This window comes from Pararhizobium sp. DWP1-1-3 (assembly GCF_049896125.1).
Lineage (GTDB): Bacteria > Pseudomonadota > Alphaproteobacteria > Rhizobiales > Rhizobiaceae > Pararhizobium.
On the sequence record NZ_JAFCTR010000018.1, the window covers coordinates 79,988 to 99,994 of the forward strand.

Annotated in this window: 20 protein-coding genes, 1 tRNA gene and 1 pseudogene; 12 read left to right on the top strand and 10 right to left on the bottom strand. The window is 60.3% G+C overall.

Annotation, left to right across the window (positions count from 1 at the left end; translation table 11 throughout):
* The first annotated feature begins 195 nt into the window (after nucleotides 1–195).
* Entirely contained in the window at nucleotides 196–963 is a 768-nt protein-coding gene (locus ACP7BS_RS26125; RefSeq protein ID WP_426240410.1) for an SDR family oxidoreductase, read from the top strand.
* 378 nt (nucleotides 964–1,341) lie between these two features.
* Here the strand turns inward: ACP7BS_RS26125 and ACP7BS_RS26130 are convergent, their stop codons facing one another.
* Both ACP7BS_RS26130 and ACP7BS_RS26135 read right to left on the bottom strand, forming a co-directional pair.
* Complete coding sequence (locus ACP7BS_RS26130; protein ID WP_426240411.1) at nucleotides 1,342–1,869, bottom strand: Panacea domain-containing protein; 528 nt, start codon at nucleotides 1,867–1,869, stop codon at nucleotides 1,342–1,344.
* Nucleotides 1,870–2,139: 270 nt separating this feature from the next.
* Nucleotides 2,140–2,214 (bottom strand) — tRNA-Gly (locus ACP7BS_RS26135).
* 255 nt (nucleotides 2,215–2,469) lie between these two features.
* Here ACP7BS_RS26135 and ACP7BS_RS26140 point away from each other — a divergent pair.
* From ACP7BS_RS26140 to ACP7BS_RS26155, 4 genes are all read left to right on the top strand, one after another.
* A complete protein-coding gene (locus ACP7BS_RS26140; RefSeq protein WP_426240412.1) occupies nucleotides 2,470–2,979 on the top strand; it encodes a prolyl-tRNA synthetase associated domain-containing protein in 510 nt (169 codons plus the stop codon).
* Nucleotides 2,980–3,037: 58 nt separating this feature from the next.
* Nucleotides 3,038–4,033 carry a thioredoxin gene (gene trxA, locus ACP7BS_RS26145; RefSeq protein ID WP_426240413.1) on the top strand — a complete coding sequence of 332 codons (996 nt, stop codon included), beginning with the start codon at nucleotides 3,038–3,040 and terminating at the stop codon, nucleotides 4,031–4,033.
* A 130-nt stretch (nucleotides 4,034–4,163) separates the two neighbouring features.
* On the top strand, nucleotides 4,164–4,847 hold the full coding sequence (locus tag ACP7BS_RS26150; protein ID WP_426231218.1) for an LON peptidase substrate-binding domain-containing protein: 684 nt from the start codon (nucleotides 4,164–4,166) through the stop codon (nucleotides 4,845–4,847).
* A gap of 9 nt (nucleotides 4,848–4,856) precedes the next feature.
* Nucleotides 4,857–5,045, top strand: a complete 189-nt coding sequence (locus tag ACP7BS_RS26155) for a Trm112 family protein (protein ID WP_113247138.1) — start codon at nucleotides 4,857–4,859, stop codon at nucleotides 5,043–5,045.
* Between the two features lie 216 nt (nucleotides 5,046–5,261).
* On the opposite strand, the gene ACP7BS_RS26160 is transcribed toward ACP7BS_RS26155, so the two are convergent.
* Nucleotides 5,262–6,476 (bottom strand): ubiquinone biosynthesis hydroxylase, encoded by a 1,215-nt coding sequence (locus ACP7BS_RS26160; protein WP_426240414.1) that lies wholly within the window; start codon nucleotides 6,474–6,476, stop codon nucleotides 5,262–5,264.
* A 102-nt stretch (nucleotides 6,477–6,578) separates the two neighbouring features.
* Between ACP7BS_RS26160 and tesB the strand changes: the two genes are divergently transcribed.
* The 5 genes from tesB to ACP7BS_RS26185 all read left to right on the top strand — a co-directional run bounded on the left by tesB (nucleotide 6,579) and on the right by ACP7BS_RS26185 (nucleotide 13,206).
* Complete coding sequence (tesB, locus tag ACP7BS_RS26165) at nucleotides 6,579–7,463, top strand: acyl-CoA thioesterase II (protein WP_426240415.1); 885 nt, start codon at nucleotides 6,579–6,581, stop codon at nucleotides 7,461–7,463.
* Nucleotides 7,464–7,686: 223 nt separating this feature from the next.
* Nucleotides 7,687–8,037, top strand: a complete 351-nt coding sequence (locus ACP7BS_RS26170; RefSeq protein ID WP_426240416.1) for a P-II family nitrogen regulator — start codon at nucleotides 7,687–7,689, stop codon at nucleotides 8,035–8,037.
* A gap of 29 nt (nucleotides 8,038–8,066) precedes the next feature.
* Nucleotides 8,067–9,431 (top strand): ammonium transporter, encoded by a 1,365-nt coding sequence (locus ACP7BS_RS26175; RefSeq protein ID WP_426240417.1) that lies wholly within the window; start codon nucleotides 8,067–8,069, stop codon nucleotides 9,429–9,431.
* A gap of 274 nt (nucleotides 9,432–9,705) precedes the next feature.
* Nucleotides 9,706–12,387: a DNA translocase FtsK gene (locus ACP7BS_RS26180; protein WP_426240418.1), complete on the top strand. Its 2,682-nt coding sequence runs from the start codon at nucleotides 9,706–9,708 to the stop codon at nucleotides 12,385–12,387.
* 150 nt (nucleotides 12,388–12,537) lie between these two features.
* Nucleotides 12,538–13,206 (top strand): outer membrane lipoprotein carrier protein LolA, encoded by a 669-nt coding sequence (locus tag ACP7BS_RS26185; RefSeq protein ID WP_426231225.1) that lies wholly within the window; start codon nucleotides 12,538–12,540, stop codon nucleotides 13,204–13,206.
* 33 nt (nucleotides 13,207–13,239) lie between these two features.
* Here the strand turns inward: ACP7BS_RS26185 and ACP7BS_RS26190 are convergent.
* Nucleotides 13,240–13,742, bottom strand: a pseudogene (locus tag ACP7BS_RS26190) (GNAT family N-acetyltransferase).
* 177 nt (nucleotides 13,743–13,919) lie between these two features.
* On the opposite strand from ACP7BS_RS26190, the gene ACP7BS_RS26195 reads away from it, so the two are divergent.
* Nucleotides 13,920–14,726, top strand: coding sequence for an exodeoxyribonuclease III (locus ACP7BS_RS26195; protein ID WP_426240420.1), 807 nt, complete (start codon nucleotides 13,920–13,922; stop codon nucleotides 14,724–14,726).
* Nucleotides 14,727–14,740: 14 nt separating this feature from the next.
* On the opposite strand, the gene ACP7BS_RS26200 is transcribed toward ACP7BS_RS26195, so the two are convergent.
* From ACP7BS_RS26200 to ACP7BS_RS26220, 5 genes are all read right to left on the bottom strand, one after another.
* Complete coding sequence (locus tag ACP7BS_RS26200; protein WP_426240421.1) at nucleotides 14,741–15,763, bottom strand: LLM class flavin-dependent oxidoreductase; 1,023 nt, start codon at nucleotides 15,761–15,763, stop codon at nucleotides 14,741–14,743.
* A 166-nt stretch (nucleotides 15,764–15,929) separates the two neighbouring features.
* Entirely contained in the window at nucleotides 15,930–16,499 is a 570-nt protein-coding gene (locus ACP7BS_RS26205) for a histidine phosphatase family protein (RefSeq protein WP_426240422.1), read from the bottom strand.
* An 89-nt stretch (nucleotides 16,500–16,588) separates the two neighbouring features.
* A complete protein-coding gene (locus ACP7BS_RS26210) occupies nucleotides 16,589–17,119 on the bottom strand; it encodes a GNAT family N-acetyltransferase (RefSeq protein WP_426240423.1) in 531 nt (176 codons plus the stop codon).
* A gap of 73 nt (nucleotides 17,120–17,192) precedes the next feature.
* Nucleotides 17,193–17,648: a cyclic nucleotide-binding domain-containing protein gene (locus ACP7BS_RS26215; protein WP_426240424.1), complete on the bottom strand. Its 456-nt coding sequence runs from the start codon at nucleotides 17,646–17,648 to the stop codon at nucleotides 17,193–17,195.
* A 29-nt stretch (nucleotides 17,649–17,677) separates the two neighbouring features.
* Nucleotides 17,678–18,361 (bottom strand): response regulator transcription factor, encoded by a 684-nt coding sequence (locus ACP7BS_RS26220; RefSeq protein ID WP_426231230.1) that lies wholly within the window; start codon nucleotides 18,359–18,361, stop codon nucleotides 17,678–17,680.
* 142 nt (nucleotides 18,362–18,503) lie between these two features.
* Between ACP7BS_RS26220 and ACP7BS_RS26225 the strand changes: the two genes are divergently transcribed.
* Nucleotides 18,504–19,055: a L,D-transpeptidase family protein gene (locus ACP7BS_RS26225; RefSeq protein WP_426240425.1), complete on the top strand. Its 552-nt coding sequence runs from the start codon at nucleotides 18,504–18,506 to the stop codon at nucleotides 19,053–19,055.
* A gap of 39 nt (nucleotides 19,056–19,094) precedes the next feature.
* Here ACP7BS_RS26225 and ACP7BS_RS26230 read toward each other — a convergent pair whose 3' ends face one another.
* Nucleotides 19,095–19,907, bottom strand: coding sequence for a class I SAM-dependent methyltransferase (locus tag ACP7BS_RS26230; RefSeq protein ID WP_426240426.1), 813 nt, complete (start codon nucleotides 19,905–19,907; stop codon nucleotides 19,095–19,097).
* Nucleotides 19,908–20,007: the final 100 nt, after the last annotated feature.

The window sequence follows — 20,007 nt, forward strand, 5'->3', positions numbered from 1 at the left end:
GGCATGTCCCGGCAGCACGGCTGCATTCGTGGATGAAGCCAGCCCAGAGTGGTGATCCGATGTTGCCCGTGCAAGCCAGTCCCTCGTTCCCGCCGGTCGGCTGATCCCATAAGGCCAAAAGCAAATCCGCTGGGCTTTTGCAGCGAAACGGGATTTGATGCACCGATCAAGGCTGCGGTACGGGAGGACTTGGGCATGGCTGAAGCAGGCGGATCGAAGATTGCATTGGTGACCGGCGGCGGCACCGGTATCGGCCGAGCGATTGCCGAGGCACTATTGAAAAACGGCTATACGGTCGTCCTTTCAGGCCGGCGCTTTGACGTGCTGCAGGTGGCGGCAAAGGAACTCGCTGCGGAGACCGGCGGCACGGCACGGGCCTTCGCCGCCGATGTCGGCGATCCGCAGGCGGTCGCCACCCTGTTTTCGGCCATCCGCCACGATTTCGGCCGTCTCGACCTGCTGATCAACAATGCCGGCATGGGTCTGCCCGCCGTTCCGATGGAGAATATCACCTTCGAGCAGTGGAATTCCATCGTCAGTGCCAACCTGACCGGCGCCTTCCTCTGTACCCAGCAGGCGATGAAGCTGATGAAGGCGCAGACGCCGCTTGGCGGGCGTATCATCAACAACGGCTCGATCTCCGCCTCGACGCCGCGCCCGATGTCGGCGCCCTATACGGCCACCAAACACGCCATTTCCGGCCTCACCAAATCGACCGCCCTCGATGGCCGCCTGTTCGACATCGCCTGCGGCCAGATCGATATCGGCAATGCCTCGACGGAAATGACATCGAAAATGAGCGGCGGCGTCCTGCAGGCCAATGGCGAAATCGCCTCCGAACCGACCATCCCGGCAAAGCTGGTGGCCGATGCCGTCGTCTATATGGCCGGCCTGCCACTTAGCGCCAATGTGCTGACGATGACGGTGATGGCAACTGAGATGCCGTATGTGGGGAGGGGATGAGGCGGTAGCTTACAATCTCAGTCATAGAGCACGAGTAGATTCGCTTTGATAACAACTGCATGCCGGGGTGAGAGGACAGTAAGGCCCGCATCTATGGCCGCGACAATAAGGTCTCGCAATTCGCGGCTGATACATGGAAACTCCCGCGCTTCCTCAAGCTCGAAAGTCGGGTGTACGACAATGCGGGAAAGGTCCAAGTAGCTGTCGTGCTTCACCAGCACGTAGCAACCCGCTTGCAGAGGAACTTGATCATGACCATGCGGTCTAGGATCAGTGTTTATCCACAAAAAGAAACCGTTGGCGACACAGACACACAACGAGAACTTGGCCTTCGGTGGTTTCGTTAAAACCGTTTCGACGATGTACACATGACCAAGCTTACAAGACGCCATATGCCGCAAACACTTTTGCATCCTCGATTATATCAGCGTCCGTACCCTCAAGAATGTCGTCCCATTTCATAGGGGCGTTAAGGTTCGCGTCCGACCAGGCTTTATGATCATGGGTTTCGTCAGAAATTGAACCGAATGATCGCCCCCGGCAATGAGTGATGGCCAAGTCCAAGCACTCTAAGTCGCTCTTGCTGAAATATTCCAGACGCGGACTGCGGCCCGCCTCATATGTGGGATGTCGAAAGCGATCGATCGAGATAACAGCGCCCTCTATCAGCTGACGGATGTCTGGCGATACTGTGCCCTTTAGAATGTCGTAGACGAAGGACGGAACAGGCCCGTTTTCCATGGCAATATATCTATCACCAAATATCGGCCGCCCGTATCTCTGGATATGAAATCGTTCCGAGAAATATAGGATTTTGGCAGCGTGAAAGCGCCCGACGCCGGAATTCTTGTCGGCGACATACACAAGCGCTTCGATTGCTTTTTCTTTATCAAGGGAAAAATCCATGGATAGCTAAATAGCTCCAAACTCGCCAAATTTCAATTTAAACCACCAGTGAGATGAAAATTGACGCATTGTGGCGTCCTAGACGCCGCTCGCCATGCCGTCCTATGAGACTTCGCGAAAACGCACCAACTGAATGGACGCACCATTGGATGGTGCGCACAGCTACATGTGCTTGACCACGAACGAAAGAGATCAGATAGGTTTCATATACACTCTGGGAGAAATCAACTTCCGGATCATCGCAAAAACAGCTTACATCGAAAGAGAAAATGGAGCGGGTGAAGCGATTCGAACGCTCGACCCCAACCTTGGCAAGGTTGTGCTCTACCCCTGAGCTACACCCGCTCATCATCCAAGGTCCGGGGGTAGTCGGTGGACCGTGGCGCCGCTGCGTTTGTTGTTTGCTGCGACGACGGCTATATGGCCCAGACGATTTTTAAATGCAACAGGGAAATGACGGCCGACCCGATATTTTTTTGAAGAAATGTCGCAAGACCCTGAAAACAAGGCGTTTTGTGGCCTGCATTCTGCGGAAGATTGCGGTTTTTTGCCCCTTCGCCGTAAGAAAGACCATCATTTTCAAGCAAGGGGGAAGCCGTCATGAGTGAAACGCAGCCGAAGACACAGGACGAATTGTTCGCGTTTCTCGACAGCCTCGGCATCGCCCACAAGACCGTGCGGCACGAGCCCGTTTTCACCGTCGCCGAATCGGTGGCGCTTAGGGACGCCATCGCCGGTGGGCACACCAAGAACCTGTTCGTGAAGGACAAGAAGGACAACTATTTCCTGCTCACGGTCGAGGAGAACGCGACCGTGGACCTGAAAACGGTACACACGCTTATCGGCGGCGCCAGCAAGGTCTCGTTTGGCCGGCCGGAAAAGCTGATGGAATATCTGGGGGTTATTCCCGGCGCCGTCACCGCTTTCGGGGTCATCAATGATACCCAGCAGAACGTGAAGATCATTATCGACGAAGACCTGATGAAGGACGAGATCATCAACTGCCATCCGCTGGCAAACGATGCGACGACATCGATTGCCTCCAAAGACCTGCTGCGCTTTATCGAGGCGACCGGACACGAAGCCCTTGTCTTGAAAGTGACGTCCTGACATACGATCTTTGACGGGAAGACAGTCAGACGGACGAGGATGTCCGCGAGGAGACACGATGAGCGGCAACGACAATCCCTATGCGGCATCCTACGGCAACCAGATGACCGCGACGGCCAGCTACGGCGGCGCCCCGGCACAGGCGCAGGTTCCGGCAGGAGCGGCCGCGCCAGCCGGTGAGCTGATCAAGGAAACCACGACCGCCAACTTCACCCGCGACGTGCTCGAAGCCTCCCGTCAGCAGCCGGTGCTGGTCGATTTCTGGGCGCCTTGGTGCGGCCCGTGCAAGCAGCTGACCCCGGTGATCGAAAAGGTCGTGACCGAAGCGCAGGGCCGCGTCAGGCTGGTCAAGATGAATATCGACGATCATCCTTCGATCGCCGGCCAGCTCGGCATCCAGTCCATCCCCGCCGTCATCGCCTTTGTCGGCGGCAGGCCGGTCGATGGTTTCATGGGCGCCGTCCCTGAAAGCCAGATCCGCGAGTTCATCGACAAGGTCGCCGGGCCGATGGTCGATGACCAGCAGGCCGGGATCGACGCGGCGCTCGCAGACGCAAAAGCCTTGGTTGAGCAGGGCGACGTCGAAAACGCCGCCGGCCTTTTCGGCGCCGTGCTGCAGGCGGACCCGGAGAATGCCGTTGCCTTGGCGGGACTCGCCAATTGCCTGATTACCGCCGGCGAGCTGGAGCAGGCCCGCGAAGTTCTGGCAGGGCTCACTGAAGATCTAGCCAAGGATGCCGGCATCGCCGCCGTTGTGAAAAAACTCGACCAGATCGAGGAGGCCCGTAAGCTCGGCGACCCGAATGCGCTCGAACAAATCCTTGCTGCCGATCCCGACGATCACGGCGCCCGCATCAAGCTCGCCAAGATCCGCAATGTGGAGGGCGACCGTGAGGCTGCCGCCGATCACCTGCTCAAGGTGATGAAGCGCGACCGGACGTTCGAGGATGACGGCGCGCGGCGCGAGCTGCTGCAGTTCTTCGATGTCTGGGGACCGATGGACCCCGCAACGCTGTCGGCGCGGCGCAAACTGTCATCGATCCTGTTTTCGTGATACCCTAAAGGGGCGGCTTTGTGACAATCTCCCTTGAGATTTACCGCTGGCGCCCCATTTCTTGTCGATAAGCGGCGCGGCGCCACAGCGGCTGCCAAGAACGCCTGACAGCGATGGGGTGAATTGAGACATGCAAGTTGGTAATGCACGTTATCTGAGGCCTCAGGACCTGCCGGAGACGCTTCCGGTATTCCCGCTGACGGGCGTGTTGCTGCTTCCGGGCTCACAGCTGCCGCTCAACATATTCGAGCCGCGCTATCTCTCGATGTTCGACGATGCGCTGGCCGGAAATCGCTTGATCGGCATGATCCAGCCTTCGTTCGGGGAAATTCGCGAAGAGCCGGGCCAGGCGCATGTGCAGGCGCTCTGCCAGGTCGGTTGCATCGGCCGGATCACCTCGTTTGCCGAAATGGAAGATGGCCGTTATATCGTCTCTTTGACCGGCATATGCCGGTTCCGGCTGTTCGATGAAGTGCATCTGACCAAAAAAGGCTATCGCTCCTTCAAGATCGCCCCCTTCGCCACCGACCTCACCGGGCCGGACGACGAAGCCCAGGTCGATCGCCAAGCTTTGCTTGCCGCCTTCAAAGCCTATCTCGACGCCAACAAGCTGGAAGCCGACTGGGAAAGCGTCGAGCGGGCCAGCAATGTGACGCTGGTCAATTCCATGGCGATGATGTCGCCCTATGGCCCGGCGGAAAAGCAGGCTCTGCTTGAGGCACCGGACCTCAAGACCCGCGCCGAAACGCTGATTGCGATTACCGAAATCGTGCTCGCCCGCAATTTCGGCGATATCGAAACCATGCTGCAATAGGCGGATGTGATGGAAGACAGAACCAGCCGGGTCGATCCCAAACTGCTTGAACTGCTGGTCTGCCCGCTGACCAAAGGCCGCCTCAGCTACCGCGCCGCCGACAACGAGTTGATCTCCGAGAAAGCCCGCCTCGCGTACCCGATCCGCGACGGCATTCCGATCATGCTGATTTCCGAGGCGCGCAAGATCGAGGATTAAGGCTGACGCCGGTTATCTCCACTGATGAATTTTGCGACGCTTGCCCGCTCTGTCGGCGACGCCGACATCTCCCCCACAAGGGGGAGATCACCGCTGGCTCTGGATCAATATGGGAAAAGAAAAATCTCCCTCCTTGTGGGGGAGATGTCACCAAAGGTGATAGAAGGGGAAGCTTCCGCGCATTCAGACATTTCCGAAACGAAATATGACCTCCGCTCAGATCGCCTGCCCGCCCAGCATTTTCGGCTCGCTTTGCCCACCTAACCCCGACGCCTGGCGAATGAAGAACGATTTCACCGAGGGCATGCGATCGACGAGGCCCAGCCCGAAATCGCGCAGTGCCCGGACCGGCGTGACATCGTTGGAAAACAGCCGGTTCAGCACATCGGTGGTCACGCCCATACGGAACGTGTCGAAGCGGCGCCAGCTCTGGTAGCGCTCGAGCACGGCGAGCGAGCCGATATCGAGACCGAGGCGATCGGCATCGACGATGGTTTCGGCGAGCGCCGCCACATCCTTGAAGCCGAGATTGAGGCCCTGGCCGGAAATCGGGTGGATGCCGTGGGCGGCATCGCCGGCCAGCGCGAAACGCGGCGCGATGAAATCGCGCGCCAGCGTCAGCCCCAGCGGAAAGGCGCGGCGCCCGCCGACAACCTTCAGCGTGCCGAGCTTGTGGCCGAAGCGGCGCTCCAATTCTTCCTCGAACACCAGATCGTCGCTGGCGATCAACCGGTCGGCATCCCGCGTCCGCTCCGTCCAGACCAGCGAGGAGCGGTTGTTCTTCAGCGGCAGCGTTGCAAACGGGCCGGCAGGCAGAAAATGTTCTTCCGCCGTGCCGTCATGCGGCCGCTCATGCTCGACGGTGGTAACGATCCCGGACTGACCATAATCGAAATCGACGGTCTTGATGCCGGCGGCATCGCGCAGTTTCGAGCGCACGCCATCGCAGGCGATCAGCAGCCGTGCCTCGATTGCCTGGCCATTGGCCAAAGCGACGGAAACAGAATGATCGCCGCTGTTGAAACCGGCGGCGGCCGTCGATTGCCGGATCTCGACGCCTAGCGCCTGCGCTGCCTTGCGCAGCGCGCCGACCAGCGCGACATTGGGCACCATATGCGCAAACGGCCGGCCCTCGACCTTTTCATCCTCGAAGGTCAAAAACACCGGGCGCACCGGATCGGCGGTCTTTGAATCGGTGATGACCATGCGCTTGATCGGCTCGGCTTCCGGCTCGATCTCGCTCCAGATGCCGAGCACGTCGAGCATCTGCGCGGCGGCGGCAATGATCGCCGAGGCCCGCTCGTCCTTTTTCCAGGCATCGTCCGGAGCGCCGTCGATCAGGCTCACGGCAAGGTGCGGCGCGGCCTTCTTGATGGACACCGCAAGCGACAGCCCGACATAACCACCGCCCGCAATCAGCACATCGATCATCTCTCATTCTCCCGTCGCTCTTGAGCATTGCTTATGGCCTATATAGATCATTGATGCGCTCGTTCCTACCGCGTGAGCGCTCGACCTTAGGAAATTGCCGAAATGCCGCGCCCCGCCGAAAACCCTTCCCCAATGGATGTCCTGCTGCAGACGCTGGATCTGGAGAAGCTTGAGGAGAACCTGTTTCGCGGCCGCTCACCGCAGGTCGGCTGGCAGCGCGTGTTCGGCGGACAGGTCATCGGCCAGGCACTGGTGGCAGCCCAGCGCACTGTCAGCGAAGGCCGGTATGTGCATTCGCTACACGCCTATTTCATGCGGCCGGGCGATCCCGCCGTGCCGATCATCTACGATGTCGACCGCATCCGCGACGGCGCAAGCTTTGCCACCCGCCGTGTCGTTGCCATCCAGCACGGCAAGGCGATCTTTTCGCTGTCGGCTTCCTTCCAGTTCGACGAGGAAGGGTTTGACCACCAGATCAGCATGCCGGATGTCGCAGCCCCCGAAACGCTGATGGGCGAGCAGGACATCAAGGATACGTTTCTGGTCAATGCGCCGGAAGCCATTCGCCGCTATTGGGAACGCCCCCGGCCGATCGAAATCCGACCGGTTTCGCTGAAACACTATTTTTCGCGCGACAAGCTGGAGCCGTCGCAGGACGTCTGGGTCAAGGCCGTCGGTGCCGTTCCGGACGAGCGACACATCCAGGCGGCGGTGCTCGCTTACATCTCCGACATGACCCTGCTCGACACGGCGCTCTATGCCCACGGCACCTCGGTTTTCGACCGCGACCTGCAGGTGGCGAGCCTCGATCATGCCATGTGGTTCCACCGCCCCTGCCGGATGGACGACTGGCTGCTCTACACGCAGGACAGCCCCAGCGCCTTCGGTGCACGCGGGATGACGCGTGGCAGCCTTTTTGATCGCTCCGGTACACTGATCGCCTCTGTGGCCCAGGAAGGCCTGATCCGGAAAAAGGCATCTGAATAAAAAAGCGCCGATTTTTATAAAGTGATTAATTTTTCATCGTTTAATTTGATGGATTTTTGACATTTCGCGGCTCCGCCTCCACGGAATATGTCATTTCCGTGTCTTTTCATAGACTTACCCATCCACTCCGAAACTGGCACGCCCCTTGAATAGCACTGGGCGGTCGTTGGGGATTTTTGCTCGGCGGCAAGGAGAGACGGCCCCGAGCCGAAGATGAACAAGGATGGAAAACCAGATGAAAATTGTGATGGCCATTATCAAGCCGTTCAAGCTCGATGAGGTTCGCGAAGCCCTCACTGCCGTTGGCATCCAAGGCCTGACCGTGACCGAAGTGAAGGGTTACGGACGTCAGAAGGGACATACGGAAATCTACCGCGGCACCGAATACGCCGTGAGCTTCCTGCCGAAACTGAAGATCGAAATCGCCGTTGCCACGGAGATCGTCGATAAAACCGTCGAAGCGATCGCTGCGGCAGCCAAGACCGGCCAGATCGGCGACGGCAAGATCTTCGTCTACTCGATTGACCATGCGGTGCGCATTCGTACCGGCGAAACCGACACAGAAGCGCTGTAAGTCACGGCCGTTCAGGGAGCTACATGTCAATGTCTTCATTTAAACTTTCTACCTCTCTCGGACGCGTGGGCGCTGCGGCAGCAGCCCTCCTCGCCCCGGCCATCGCGTTTGCGCAGGAAACAGCGCCGGCGGCCGTCGAAGCGGTCGCTGCAGCACCGGTGCCGGACAAGGGCGATACCGCCTTCATGTTCATCTCAAGCATCCTCGTGCTGTTCATGCTCGTCCCCGGTCTTGCCCTGTTTTACGGCGGCCTGGTGCGCGCCAAGAACATGCTCTCGGTCCTGATGCAGTGCACGGTCATCGGCGCCGTCGTCATGCTGATCTGGGTCGTCTACGGCTATTCCTTCGCCTTCGGCGGCTCCGACAGTCCTTACTGGGGCGGCACGGCCAAGCTCTTCCTCTTGGGCGTTACCAAGGATTCGACCGCGGCCACCTTCTCGGCCGGCGTCGTCATTCCGGAATATATCTTCATGATCTTCCAGATGACCTTCGCAGCCATCACGCCTGCCCTGATCGTCGGCGCCTTTGCCGAACGCGTCAAATTCTCGGCAGTCATACTGTTCTGCGCGCTTTGGGTTACCTTCGTCTACTTCCCGGTCGCTCACATGGTTTGGGATGCGAACGGCCTGCTCTTCAAGATGGGCGCGCTTGACTTTGCCGGCGGCACGGTCGTCCACATCAATGCCGGTGTCGCAGGTATCGTTGGCGCCCTGATGGTCGGCAAACGCACCGGCTTCGGCAAGGACATGATGGCTCCGCATTCCATGACGCTCACCATGGTCGGCGCTTCGATGCTCTGGGTCGGCTGGTTCGGCTTCAACGCCGGTTCCAACCTTGAAGCTTCGGGCGGCGCGATGCTCGCAACCGTCAACACCTTCATCGCAACCGCTGCTGCCATCGTTTCCTGGTCGCTGGTTGAAACCTTCACCCGCGGCAAGGCTTCCATGCTCGGCGGCGCATCCGGCATGGTTGCCGGCCTTGTTGCCGTCACGCCTGCAGCCGGCATAGTCGGCCCGATGGGTGCGATCGCTCTCGGCCTGATCGTTTCGCCGCTGTGCTATTTCTTCGTCTCCGTGGTGAAGAACAAGTTCGGCTACGACGACACGGCTGACGTGTTCGGCGTCCACTGCATCGGTGGTATCTTCGGCGCTCTGGCAACCGGCATCTTCGCCAGCGCCTCGCTCGGCGGTATCGGTTATGCCGAAGGCGTTACCATGGGCGGCCAGCTCGCCACCCAGGCAACTGCCGTCATCATCACCATCCTGTGGTGCGGCATCGGTTCCGCAATCCTCTACAAGATCGTCGATGTCATCGTCGGTCTGCGTGTGCCCGTCGAAGCCGAACGCGAAGGTCTCGACCTTTCCTCGCACGGCGAAGCCGCCTACCACTCATAAGGAACTTGCGGAGCCGGAAAACCGGCTCCGCATCCAGTCCCGTCGCGGTTTCGTCTCGTGCGGAACCGCTTTTGACCCGGATTCGTCCGGGTCTTTTTTTGCCCTCACGCATCGCTTTGACTGCCACAAAAGCGCTTTCAATGGGGAAAACTGCCCTTGCAGGTCCGTTTCGCGTAAACGAAGCGTCAAGGTTAATAGGGCTTTAACTCTCCTCTGTTTACCTTCGACGCATGCGCGCATGGCGTTTTTCGGGAATAACAGGCAGCAGGTCATCATGAGCAGAAGCAATCAGGCGGTATACGACAACCGTTCCAACCGGTTTGTGCTTTCCACATTCGTCTGGAAACAGATCGCCGCTCTTGCGGGGTTTGCGGTATTCGTCGCTCTCGGTTTCGCCATTGCCGCATTGTCGAGCTGGAACGTCGCCGATCCCAGCTTCTCCTACGCGACCGCCGATGCCCCGACCAACCTGCTGGGCTACACCGGTGCCGCCTTCGCCGATATCTTCATGCAGTTCTTCGGCATTGCCAGTGTCGTGGCGCTCCTTCCCGTCGTCGCCTGGGGCTTGGTGCTGATCATCGGCAAACCCTTCGATCATATCGTCAAGCGCGCCGGTGCCTGGTTCTTCGGGTCCGTGCTCGCCTCGGCTGCGCTGAGCTGCATCCCTGCTCCCGTCACCTGGCCGCTGCCGAACGGCCTTGGCGGCGTGTTCGGCGACATGATCCTGCGCTTTCCAGCCCTGTTCACCGGCACCTATCCGAGCGGCACATTCGGCACCGTGCTCGCCGTCCTATTCACGCTTCCCGCCGCCTATTTCCTGATCTACAGCGCCGGCCTCATCGGCGTATCCGACCCTGAGGACGAGAACGACGTGCCTGTACCGGCACCCAGCAAGGCCCGCACCGTCAGCGACGAATCCGAAGACGACGAATCCGAGGGTATCATCATGGTGATGGCTGGTGCACTCACCCATATGCGCTTCACCGCCCAGGCCCGTATCCGCCGTCTGTTTGGCCTCAGCGGCCGCCGTAAGCAGGCAGTGCGCGATTATGACGAACCCTATGATTTCAACGGGGATGAATTCGGCACGCTGAACGAACCCTCACGCCCGAAAGCCGTTACCCGCTCCGAGCGGGTCGAGCCGTCGCTGGACCGCAGCGAGCGCCGCACCGTCACCGCGCCATCAATGTCGATGGACGACGAGGACGACGATTTCCCCGCTATCGACAACCGCCGTGCATCCGCTGACATTCTGCCCGGTGGTGACGAGGACGACGATATCGACCCGGCCGCCGACTGGGCGCCGGTCCCAGCACCGCGCAAGCAGGCAACGCCGTCGGCCACGGCACGCGTTGTCCCCCCAGCACCCCGTCCGAAGACCGGCCAGCGCATCGAACGCGAAGCGCAGACGTCGCTGGTGTCCGACGATGACGATTTTACCCTGCCGCCGCTGCATTTCCTCGCCGAACCGAAAAACGTCGCCCGTGACGCGACGCTGTCTGCCGATGCACTCGAACAGAATGCCCGCATGCTGGAAGGCGTGCTGGAGGACTTTGGTGTCAAGGGCGAGATCATTCATGTCCGCCCGGGCCCGGTGGTCACCATGTACGAACTGGAGCCCGCGCCGGGCATCAAGTCGTCGCGCGTCATCGGCCTGGCCGACGATATCGCCCGCTCGATGTCGGCGATCGCCGCCCGCGTCGCCGTCGTGCCCGGCCGCAACGCCATCGGCATCGAACTGCCCAACCAGCGCCGCGAAACCGTCTATCTGCGCGAACTGATCGGATCGAGGGATTTCGAGACCAGCAAGACCCGTCTTGCCATGGCGCTGGGCAAGACGATCGGCGGCGAACCGGTCATCGTCGATATCGCCAAGATGCCGCATCTGCTGGTCGCCGGTACCACTGGTTCGGGTAAATCGGTCGCCATCAATACCATGATCCTGTCGATCCTCTACCGGCTGAAGCCGGAGCAGTGCCGGTTGATCATGATCGACCCGAAAATGCTCGAGCTCTCCGTCTATGACGGCATTCCGCACCTGCTCTCGCCCGTCGTCACCGATCCGAAGAAGGCCGTCGTCGCACTGAAATGGACCGTGCGCGAGATGGAAGAGCGCTACAAGAAGATGTCGAAGATCGGCGTGCGCAACATCGACGGCTTCAATTCGCGCGTCGAACAGGCGATGGCCAAGGGCGAGCAGATCAGCCGCACCGTCCAGACCGGATTCGACCGCCAGACCGGCGAGGCCGTCTATGAGACGGAAGAGTTCGACCTGCAGCCGATGCCCTATATCGTCGTCATCATCGACGAAATGGCCGACCTGATGATGGTGGCCGGCAAGGACATCGAAGGGGCCGTCCAGCGTCTGGCCCAGATGGCCCGTGCGGCCGGCATCCACGTGATCATGGCAACGCAGCGTCCGTCCGTCGACGTCATCACCGGCACCATCAAGGCCAACTTCCCGACCCGCATTTCCTTCCAGGTCACCTCGAAGATCGACAGCCGCACCATTTTGGGTGAACAGGGCGCCGAACAGCTGCTTGGCATGGGCGACATGCTCTACATGGCCGGCGGTGGCCGTATCCAGCGTGTGCACGGCCCGTTCGTCTCGGACACCGAGGTCGAGGATGTCGTCAAATATCTGAAAACCCAGGGCTCGCCGCAATATCTCGATGCCATCACCGAAGATGACGACGAGGACGACGAAGGCGGCAGCGGTCCGGCCGGCACATCCAACCTTGCCGAATCCGACGATCCCTACGACCAGGCGGTTGCCATCGTGCTGCGCGACGGCAAGGCATCGACATCCTATGTCCAGCGCCGCCTCGGCATCGGCTACAACCGCGCCGCCTCGCTGATCGAGCGCATGGAGCAGGAAGGCATCATCGGCGCTGCCAACCATGCCGGCAAACGCGAAATCCTGGTGCCGACCGAAAGCGACATTACCGGCAGGTAACCCTTTGAGAAAGCCGGTTAAGGCACGCTCGGGAATCCCGGGCGCACATAGCCCGGACGCCTTCACGGGGGAATTGAAGACGGGCGCAGGACAGGCCTTGAAGGCGCCGCACTTGCGCTCCACATGAGACTGGAAATGAAGGAGATAACGATGACAGACACCGAAACCGGCCATTTTGAACAGGACATGAAATTTCCGTCCCTGTCGCGCCGTGCCTTCGTCGGCGGTCTGGCTGTTTTCGCTGCCCTGACCTTCATCGGTCTGCCCGTTGAGCCTGCCCGGGCGCAGACCGCCATTGCCCAGAAAATCGCCGATCATTTCGCCTCCGTCAAAACCATGAGCGGGGAGTTTGTGCAGTTCGGCCCGCGCGGCGAACAGACCGGCGGCAAGTTCTTCATCAGCCGCCCCGGCAAGATCCGCTTCAACTATGAGGCGCCATCGCCGATGCGGGTGATCGCCGACGGCAAGTCCGTCGTCATCGGCAATCAGAAAATGAAGACCTGGGATATCTATCCGTTGTCGAAGACGCCGCTGAAGCTGCTCTTGTCCGACAATATCGACCTGACCGGCAAGATGGTGCGCGACGTCAAGGAAGAGGCCGATCTCACCACCATCGTGCTGGGCGACCGCACCGTGTTTGGCGATGCGACGATCACCCTGATGTTCGACCCGAAGACCTACGACCTGCGCCAGTGGACGATCACCGACGCCCAGAAGAAGGACACCTCGGTGATGATCTTCAACGTCAAGAACGGCGTGCCGATGGACGACAAGGTCTTCCAGATCCCTTACGATGATATCAACAATCGCGGCAAGTAAGGCTACCAGCGGCAGATTGAACGCCGCTGCGGGTCACTGAGCCACCGCGCCGCCATCGATGCGGCGCGTCATCAGGATCTCGTCGATCTCCCTCCCTTCATGGATCGTGCCGCCAGGAATACGGCCCGCCTGCGTAAACCCCTCGCGCTGGTAAAAGCGGATCGCCGCCGGGTTTTCAGCGCTGACGGCAAGCTCCAGCTGCCGGATACCGGCTTGCAGGGCATGAGCGACCAGCATATCGAGAATTGCCTTCGCATGCCCGCCGCCGCGCCTGTCCTTGCGTACATAGACCATGATGACGGTGCCGCGATGCGCCATCTTGCTGGCAAGTCTGCGGCATCAGGCCCATGATGGCGACCGGCTCGCCCTCATGAAAATCGACAAAGACGGCATTGACGGTCAGCCGCCGTGTCCATTCGGCATCCGGCAAAGCCTCCCAATCCGCTGCTGGCAAAATTCGCCGGCTCGTTGCGTAAGGCTTCGAGCCGGATTTGGCGAAACACCTGCATATCGTCGGGGCCAAGCTGGCGGATCATGGGACACCTTGTCTTGTCGGGGAATCGCGGCGGTTGAAAACCTCAGCGGCAATAGATATCACCATCAGCGGCTGTCAACATGGGCCCTGGTCCACGTGTAAAGCCGACCTGAAAGCCCCCTTGACGAACGCGGGCTGCGTCCGTTTCCACGTCGCATTCTCACGAAGGACCCCTTGCATGGCATTGTCGATCGCCACCTGGAACATCAACTCGGTGCGCCTGCGCATGCCGCTGGTCGAGCATCTCTTGAAGACCTGGGCGCCGGATATTCTCTGCCTGCAGGAAACCAAGGTTGCCAACGATCTCTTCCCGTTTTCGCCGCTGAAGGCGCTGGGTTACGAGCATATCGCCATCCATGGCCAAAAGGGTTATCACGGCGTCGCCACCATCTCCCGCCTGCCGCTGCATGAGTTGAGTGACCGGCGCGACTATTGTGGCGTCGGCGATGCCCGCCATCTCTCGGTCGTCTTTGAAAAATCCGGCAAGAAAATCCGCCTGCACAATTTCTATGTGCCCGCCGGCGGCGACGAGCCGGACCGAACGATCAACCAGAAGTTCGGCCATAAGCTCGATTTCATCGACGAGATGAAAATGCTCCATGCCGAAAGCGAGGCCGGCATTTCATCGGTGCTGGTCGGCGATCTCAACATCGCGCCGCTGGAACACGACGTCTGGTCGCACAAGCAGCTCCTGAGGATCGTCAGCCACACGCCGATAGAGACCGAAGGCCTGACGGCCGTGCTGAACGGTGGCGCCTGGGTCGACCTGATGCGCCAGCACAAACCGTCGCCGGAAAAGCTCTACACTTGGTGGAGCTACCGCGCCAAGGATTGGGAAGGTGCCAACAAGGGCCGCCGTCTCGACCATATATGGTCGTCCGCCGACCTCTCGCCGCACCTTACCCGGGTCGAAATCCTCAAAGAAGCGCGCGGTTGGGAACGCCCCTCAGACCACGTCCCCGTCATCGCCCATTTCGATCTTTAGGGCGATAATCGATCCTACCGCCAGCCGAGCGCCGGCGCCACATGCTTCAGGACCGCTTCGATAACGTGGGCGTTGTGGTCCACGCCCAGCTGGTTCGGGACGGTCAGAAGCAGGGTATCGGCCTCGGCAATCGCCTCGTCTTCGGCCAGTTGCCGGATGAGGACGTCAGGCTCAGCCGCATAGGAGCGGCCAAAGATCGCCCGTGTCTGGTCGTCGATATAGCCGATCGAGTCACTTTCCTTGCTGCCGCCGCCGAAATAGGCGTGGTCACGGTCATCGACGAGCGGAAAGATGCTGCGGCTGACGGACACACGTGGCGTGCGCGCATGGCCGGCTTCCTTCCAGGCCTCCCGGTAGAGCCGGATCTGCGCCGCCTGCTGGACGTGGAAGGGCTCACCGGTTTCGTCGTTCTTCAGCGTCGAGCTCTGCAGGTTCATGCCGAGCTTGGCTGCCCAGATGGCCGTTGCATTGGAGCTCGCACCCCACCATATGCGCTCGCGCAAGCCTTCCGAATGCGGCTCAAGCCGCAACAGGCCCGGCGGATTGGGAAACATCGGACGCGGGTTCGGCTGGGCAAAGCCCTGGCCTTTCAACGTTTCGAGCAAGACTTCGGTGTGCTTGCGCGCCATGTCCGCATCGCTCATGCCGTCCTGCGGCTCATAACCGAAATAGCGCCAGCCATCGATCACCTGTTCGGGCGAGCCGCGGCTGATGCCAAGCTGCAAGCGTCCATTCGAGATGAGATCGGCGCTACCGGCATCCTCGGCCATGTAGAGCGGGTTCTCGTAGCGCATGTCGATAACCGCCGTGCCGATCTCGATCTTCTTGGTACGGGCGCCGATGGCGGCCAGAAGCGGAAAGGGAGCGGCGAGTTGCCGGGCAAAGTGGTGGACGCGGAAATAGGCGCCGTCGGCGCCGAGCTCTTCGGCGGCAACGGCCAGATCGATCGATTGTAGCAGCGCGTCTCCGGCCGACCGGGTCCCCGATTGCGGCGAAGGTGTCCAGTGTCCGAAAGAAAGGAAGCCGATTTTCTTCATTGTTTTCTATCCCGATGATGGCGATGTGTTGCAGCATAGATGGGGAAGAAGCACGCCACAGCAAAGACCGAAGGCCAGCCGCAGACCCCCTGTCGTCGAAACACACTGTCTCCGAAAGGAAACGTCGATAGGTTTCGGCGCAAGCGCTGGCTTTTCTTCGGGTAACCTATTCGATCAGCGTCACCTGTCCATGCACGAGGCGGTAAAATCCATCCTGCGGCACCGGCAATTCCAGCATTTCCCGGCGGGACAGGCCGAGATAGATGCCCCTGATCAACCGTCCCGTCAGCCCGTGCGAAACGGCGATCACTGGCGTGGATATCCCGGAGAGCCACCTCTCGACGCGAGCGCAGGCGCTGTCGAATGTCTCGCCATCCGGAGAGCGGAAGTACCAGTCGAACGCGTCTGACCCTTCAAGCGCGCCAGGATATTCGACATCTATCTCGTAGAGCGTCATGCCATCCCAGCAACCGGTGGTCACTTCCTTCAGTCGCACGTCCTCCCGAGCGGTAAACGGAACAGCAAGCGTGACGCGCGCGGCTGTCTCCAGCGCCCGGCCGAGCGGACTGACGTCAATGTCGAAGGAAGTGCCGCTGCCGCCGATTTCCTGCGCCAGCCGCGCGGCCATCTGATCCACCTGAAGAATGCCGCGTTGCGTCAGCGGCGAATCCTTCTGTCCCTGGAAACGCCCGAGCGTGTTCCATACGGTTTCCCCATGCCGGAGAAGGTAGATCATGCGGGATATCTTTCGCGAGCGATGATTAGGGCCGGGAGGTTACCCGAATTTCGGCGCAAGCTTCTGCTTTCGAACCCGAGGCGCGCTATTCAATCGGGTCCGCTTTTCAGGCTGAAAGGATCGACAAACTCATGACACAGAATTCCCATCATCAGGTCATCGTGCCAGATATCGTTGACGAATGCCGTCTCACGTTCGCGCCCCTCCACCCGAAAACCGCATTTCTCGTAGGCCCGGATGGCACGGCTGTTGTAGGCGAGCACCCGTAGGCTGACACGATGCAAGTTGAGGGTCCGAAAGGCATGGGCGAGAACCATTGCGATCGCCACTGGACCGATGCCCTGCCCAAGCCTCGAGGGATCGAAAATACCAAGAGCCAGCAAGGTGCGGCGATCGGCCTTGTTCAAGTTGTCGAGCCGTATCTCGCCGATCGGCGATCCATTTTTTTCGATGATCCAGGCATGAGGGTGTGACATCAGCCAGTCAACCCAATCCTGGACACCCTCGCGGGTCAATTGGGGGATATCGGACCTGTTCTTCCCGTACATTTCAGCGATATCAGCATCGTTGCCGAACGCAAGGCGGGCGTCGATGTCGGCCTCTGTTGCGGGCCGCAGCACGATATCTCCAGCCTTTAGAACAGACGTTGAAGACATGAACGGTCCTTTTGGAGAAAGAAAAGAATGGCAGCAGCTACCCGAATTTCGGCGCCAGTCTCTGCATCGCGCTGATCATCGCCTGCAGGTTGGCCTTGATCCGGCCTTCGACGACGACGGCGACTTCCGGATATTCCTCCAGCATGCGGCGAAACAGCGGCCGGTTGATGCGGATGACTTCACTGTCTTCCTCGGCCGTCGCGGTAAACTTGCGCTCGACGAAGGAAATCATCGCCAATTCGGACAGAAGCGTTCCGCGCCCGACGGTGTCAACCCGTTCGACGCTGCCATCGACGAGGTGGCGCGTCAGCGTGACGGAGCCGCTGGCAATGGCAAAGGCGCAATCGGCTGGCGCGCCCTCGCGAAACAGCTGCTGGCCCCTGTTCAACCGGCGCCGCTCGGCCCCGAAGGCGATCAGCCGCAATTTGTCGTCATCTATATCCGCAAACAGCGGCACGAGGGACAGAAGGGCGATATCGTCATTCAGCGACAAAGGGATACCTCTAAGCGGGCATGATGCGGTTAGGGAACGATCTTGTAGCCGCCATTCTCTGTCACCAAAATCTCCGCATTGGAAGGGTCGCGTTCGATTTTCTGGCGCAGCCGGTAGACATGAGTCTCCAGCGTATGGGTGGTGACGCCGGAATTATAGCCCCAGACCTCCTCAAGCAGCACGTCGCGGGTCACGACCTTCTGGTCGGCGCGGTAGAGGTAGCGGATGATTGCTGCTTCCTTTTCGGTCAGCCGGATCTTTTGGCCGTTTTCCAGCGTCAAGAGCTTCTGGCCCGGCTTGAACGTGTAGGGGCCGACGGTGAAGGTGGCGTCCTCGCTCTGTTCGTGCTGGCGCAGCTGCGCCCGGATGCGGGCAAGCAATACCGCAAAACGAAAGGGCTTGGTGACATAGTCGTTGGCGCCGGCCTCGAGCCCGAGGATCGTATCCGAATCCGTGTCATGCCCGGTCAGCATGATGATCGGCGGCTTGAAGCCGCCCTTGCGCAGGAGCTTGACCGCCTCGCGGCCATCCATGTCCGGCAGGCCGACATCCATAACCAGCAAGGCTATCTGGTTGTTGCGGGCGGTGTTGATGCCCTTGGCGGCCGTCGCCTCCTGCAGAATGGTGAACTCCTCATAGAGAGCAAGCTGCTCCACCAGTGTTTCACGCAGGTCGTTGTCGTCATCGACGAGAAGAATGGTGCGGGCCGACATGGTATTCTCTCCTTGCTTGCGGTCTTAAACTAACGCAATTGCTGCCTTAGACAAGCTCCGCAGCACTCACCCGGTTGTTACATATCGTGCAATGCTATGGTTATGTTTCAAATCACGGACAACGCAAAAAACTGTGAGCAAAATGCGATTGAAATCCCGCAAGGTTGCCGTTCCCGCCCGCACCATCACCGTCAGGGCAAAGCCCGGCAACCGCAGCCGCGCACTGGTGAGTTTTGCCGGACGTACCGAGGAAGCCGCCATCGGCCGCAGCGGCATCACCGCGCGCAAGCGCGAAGGCGATGGCGCCACCCCCATCGCCGCCATGCGCCTCATTGGCGGCTATGTCCGCCACGACCGCATTATCCGACCGCCAACCGCCTTGCCGCTACGCTTCACGCCGGAAAAGCTGCTCTGGTGCGACGAGCCCCGCCATGCACTCTATAACCGCCCCGTGGGCGCGCCGTTCACGCCCAGCCACGAAAAGATGCGGCGTGAAGACGGGCTTTACGACGTCTGCCTGGTGATGGACTGGAACCTGCGCAGCCGGAAGCGCTACGGCGGCTCGGCGATCTTCTTCCACCTTGCCAAGCCTGGATATCTGCCGACAGAGGGTTGCGTCGCAGTCAGCCTGCCGTCGATGAAGCGGCTGCTGCGCTTCATGCGGCGGGGGACGGTGGTCAGGGTGGTGCGTTAAGGTCTGGGCGAATTTCCACATCACGAAGAAGCAGACTGGTTACGGCAGTGCTGTAATGATATGCGCGCGGATGGGGCCTTCAATGGCTCCGTCACCGAACTGCCGCCGCAGCGCACCGGCGACGGTTTCGGTCACATCCTGCAGTTTTCCGGGTGCACGCGTCTCGATCTCGACGGCAAGCGGATTGCCTTGACAATAGGCCGTCGCCGCATCGAGCGCGGATCTGGCGCGGCTGACACAGTCGACCGTCTCGGTCTTCACCGACGAGAATCCGGCGGCCCGCACATCCGCCGTGATCGCCGGAAGGTCGTGGTATCCGTGCGGCGTCCGCTCCATGAAACGCGGCGGATCGTCCGGAAACATATCCGTCAGCGTTCGCGCGGCAGTCATGACGAACGCGTTGTTCTGGATGGAATCCCAGACATTGAAGAGATAGAGCCCGGTAGGCTTCAAAACACGCCGGGCTTCGCGGTAGCCGGCGATCTTGTCGGGGAAGAACATCACGCCGAACTGGCAAGCGACGATGTCGAAGGACTGGTCCTCGAATGGCAATGCCAGACCGTCCGCCTGCTTCCAGATGATGCGGTCGTCCACGCCCTGATTGGCTATCGCCAGGTCGAGCATCGGCTGGTTGAGATCCGTGGCGACGATCCGTGTTTCGGCGCCGAGCCCGGACGCCATGGCGCGGGTCAACACCCCCGTGCCAGCAGCGACCTCGAGCACGTCGCGCGGGGCCAACGCCGCAATCCGCTGCGCCATCTCCCGCGCATACGGCTCGAAGATCATCGGCACGAAAAGTTTCTCGTAGATCGCCGGCATGCCGCCAGCAAAGACTTTGTCCGCACCGGTCATGATGAAACTCCCAAACCGCGACGCCCCCCACCGAGTATACGCGCCCAAACGAAAAGGCGGAAGCACTGCTTCCGCCTTAGCTGGATCTGAGATCGGGTCG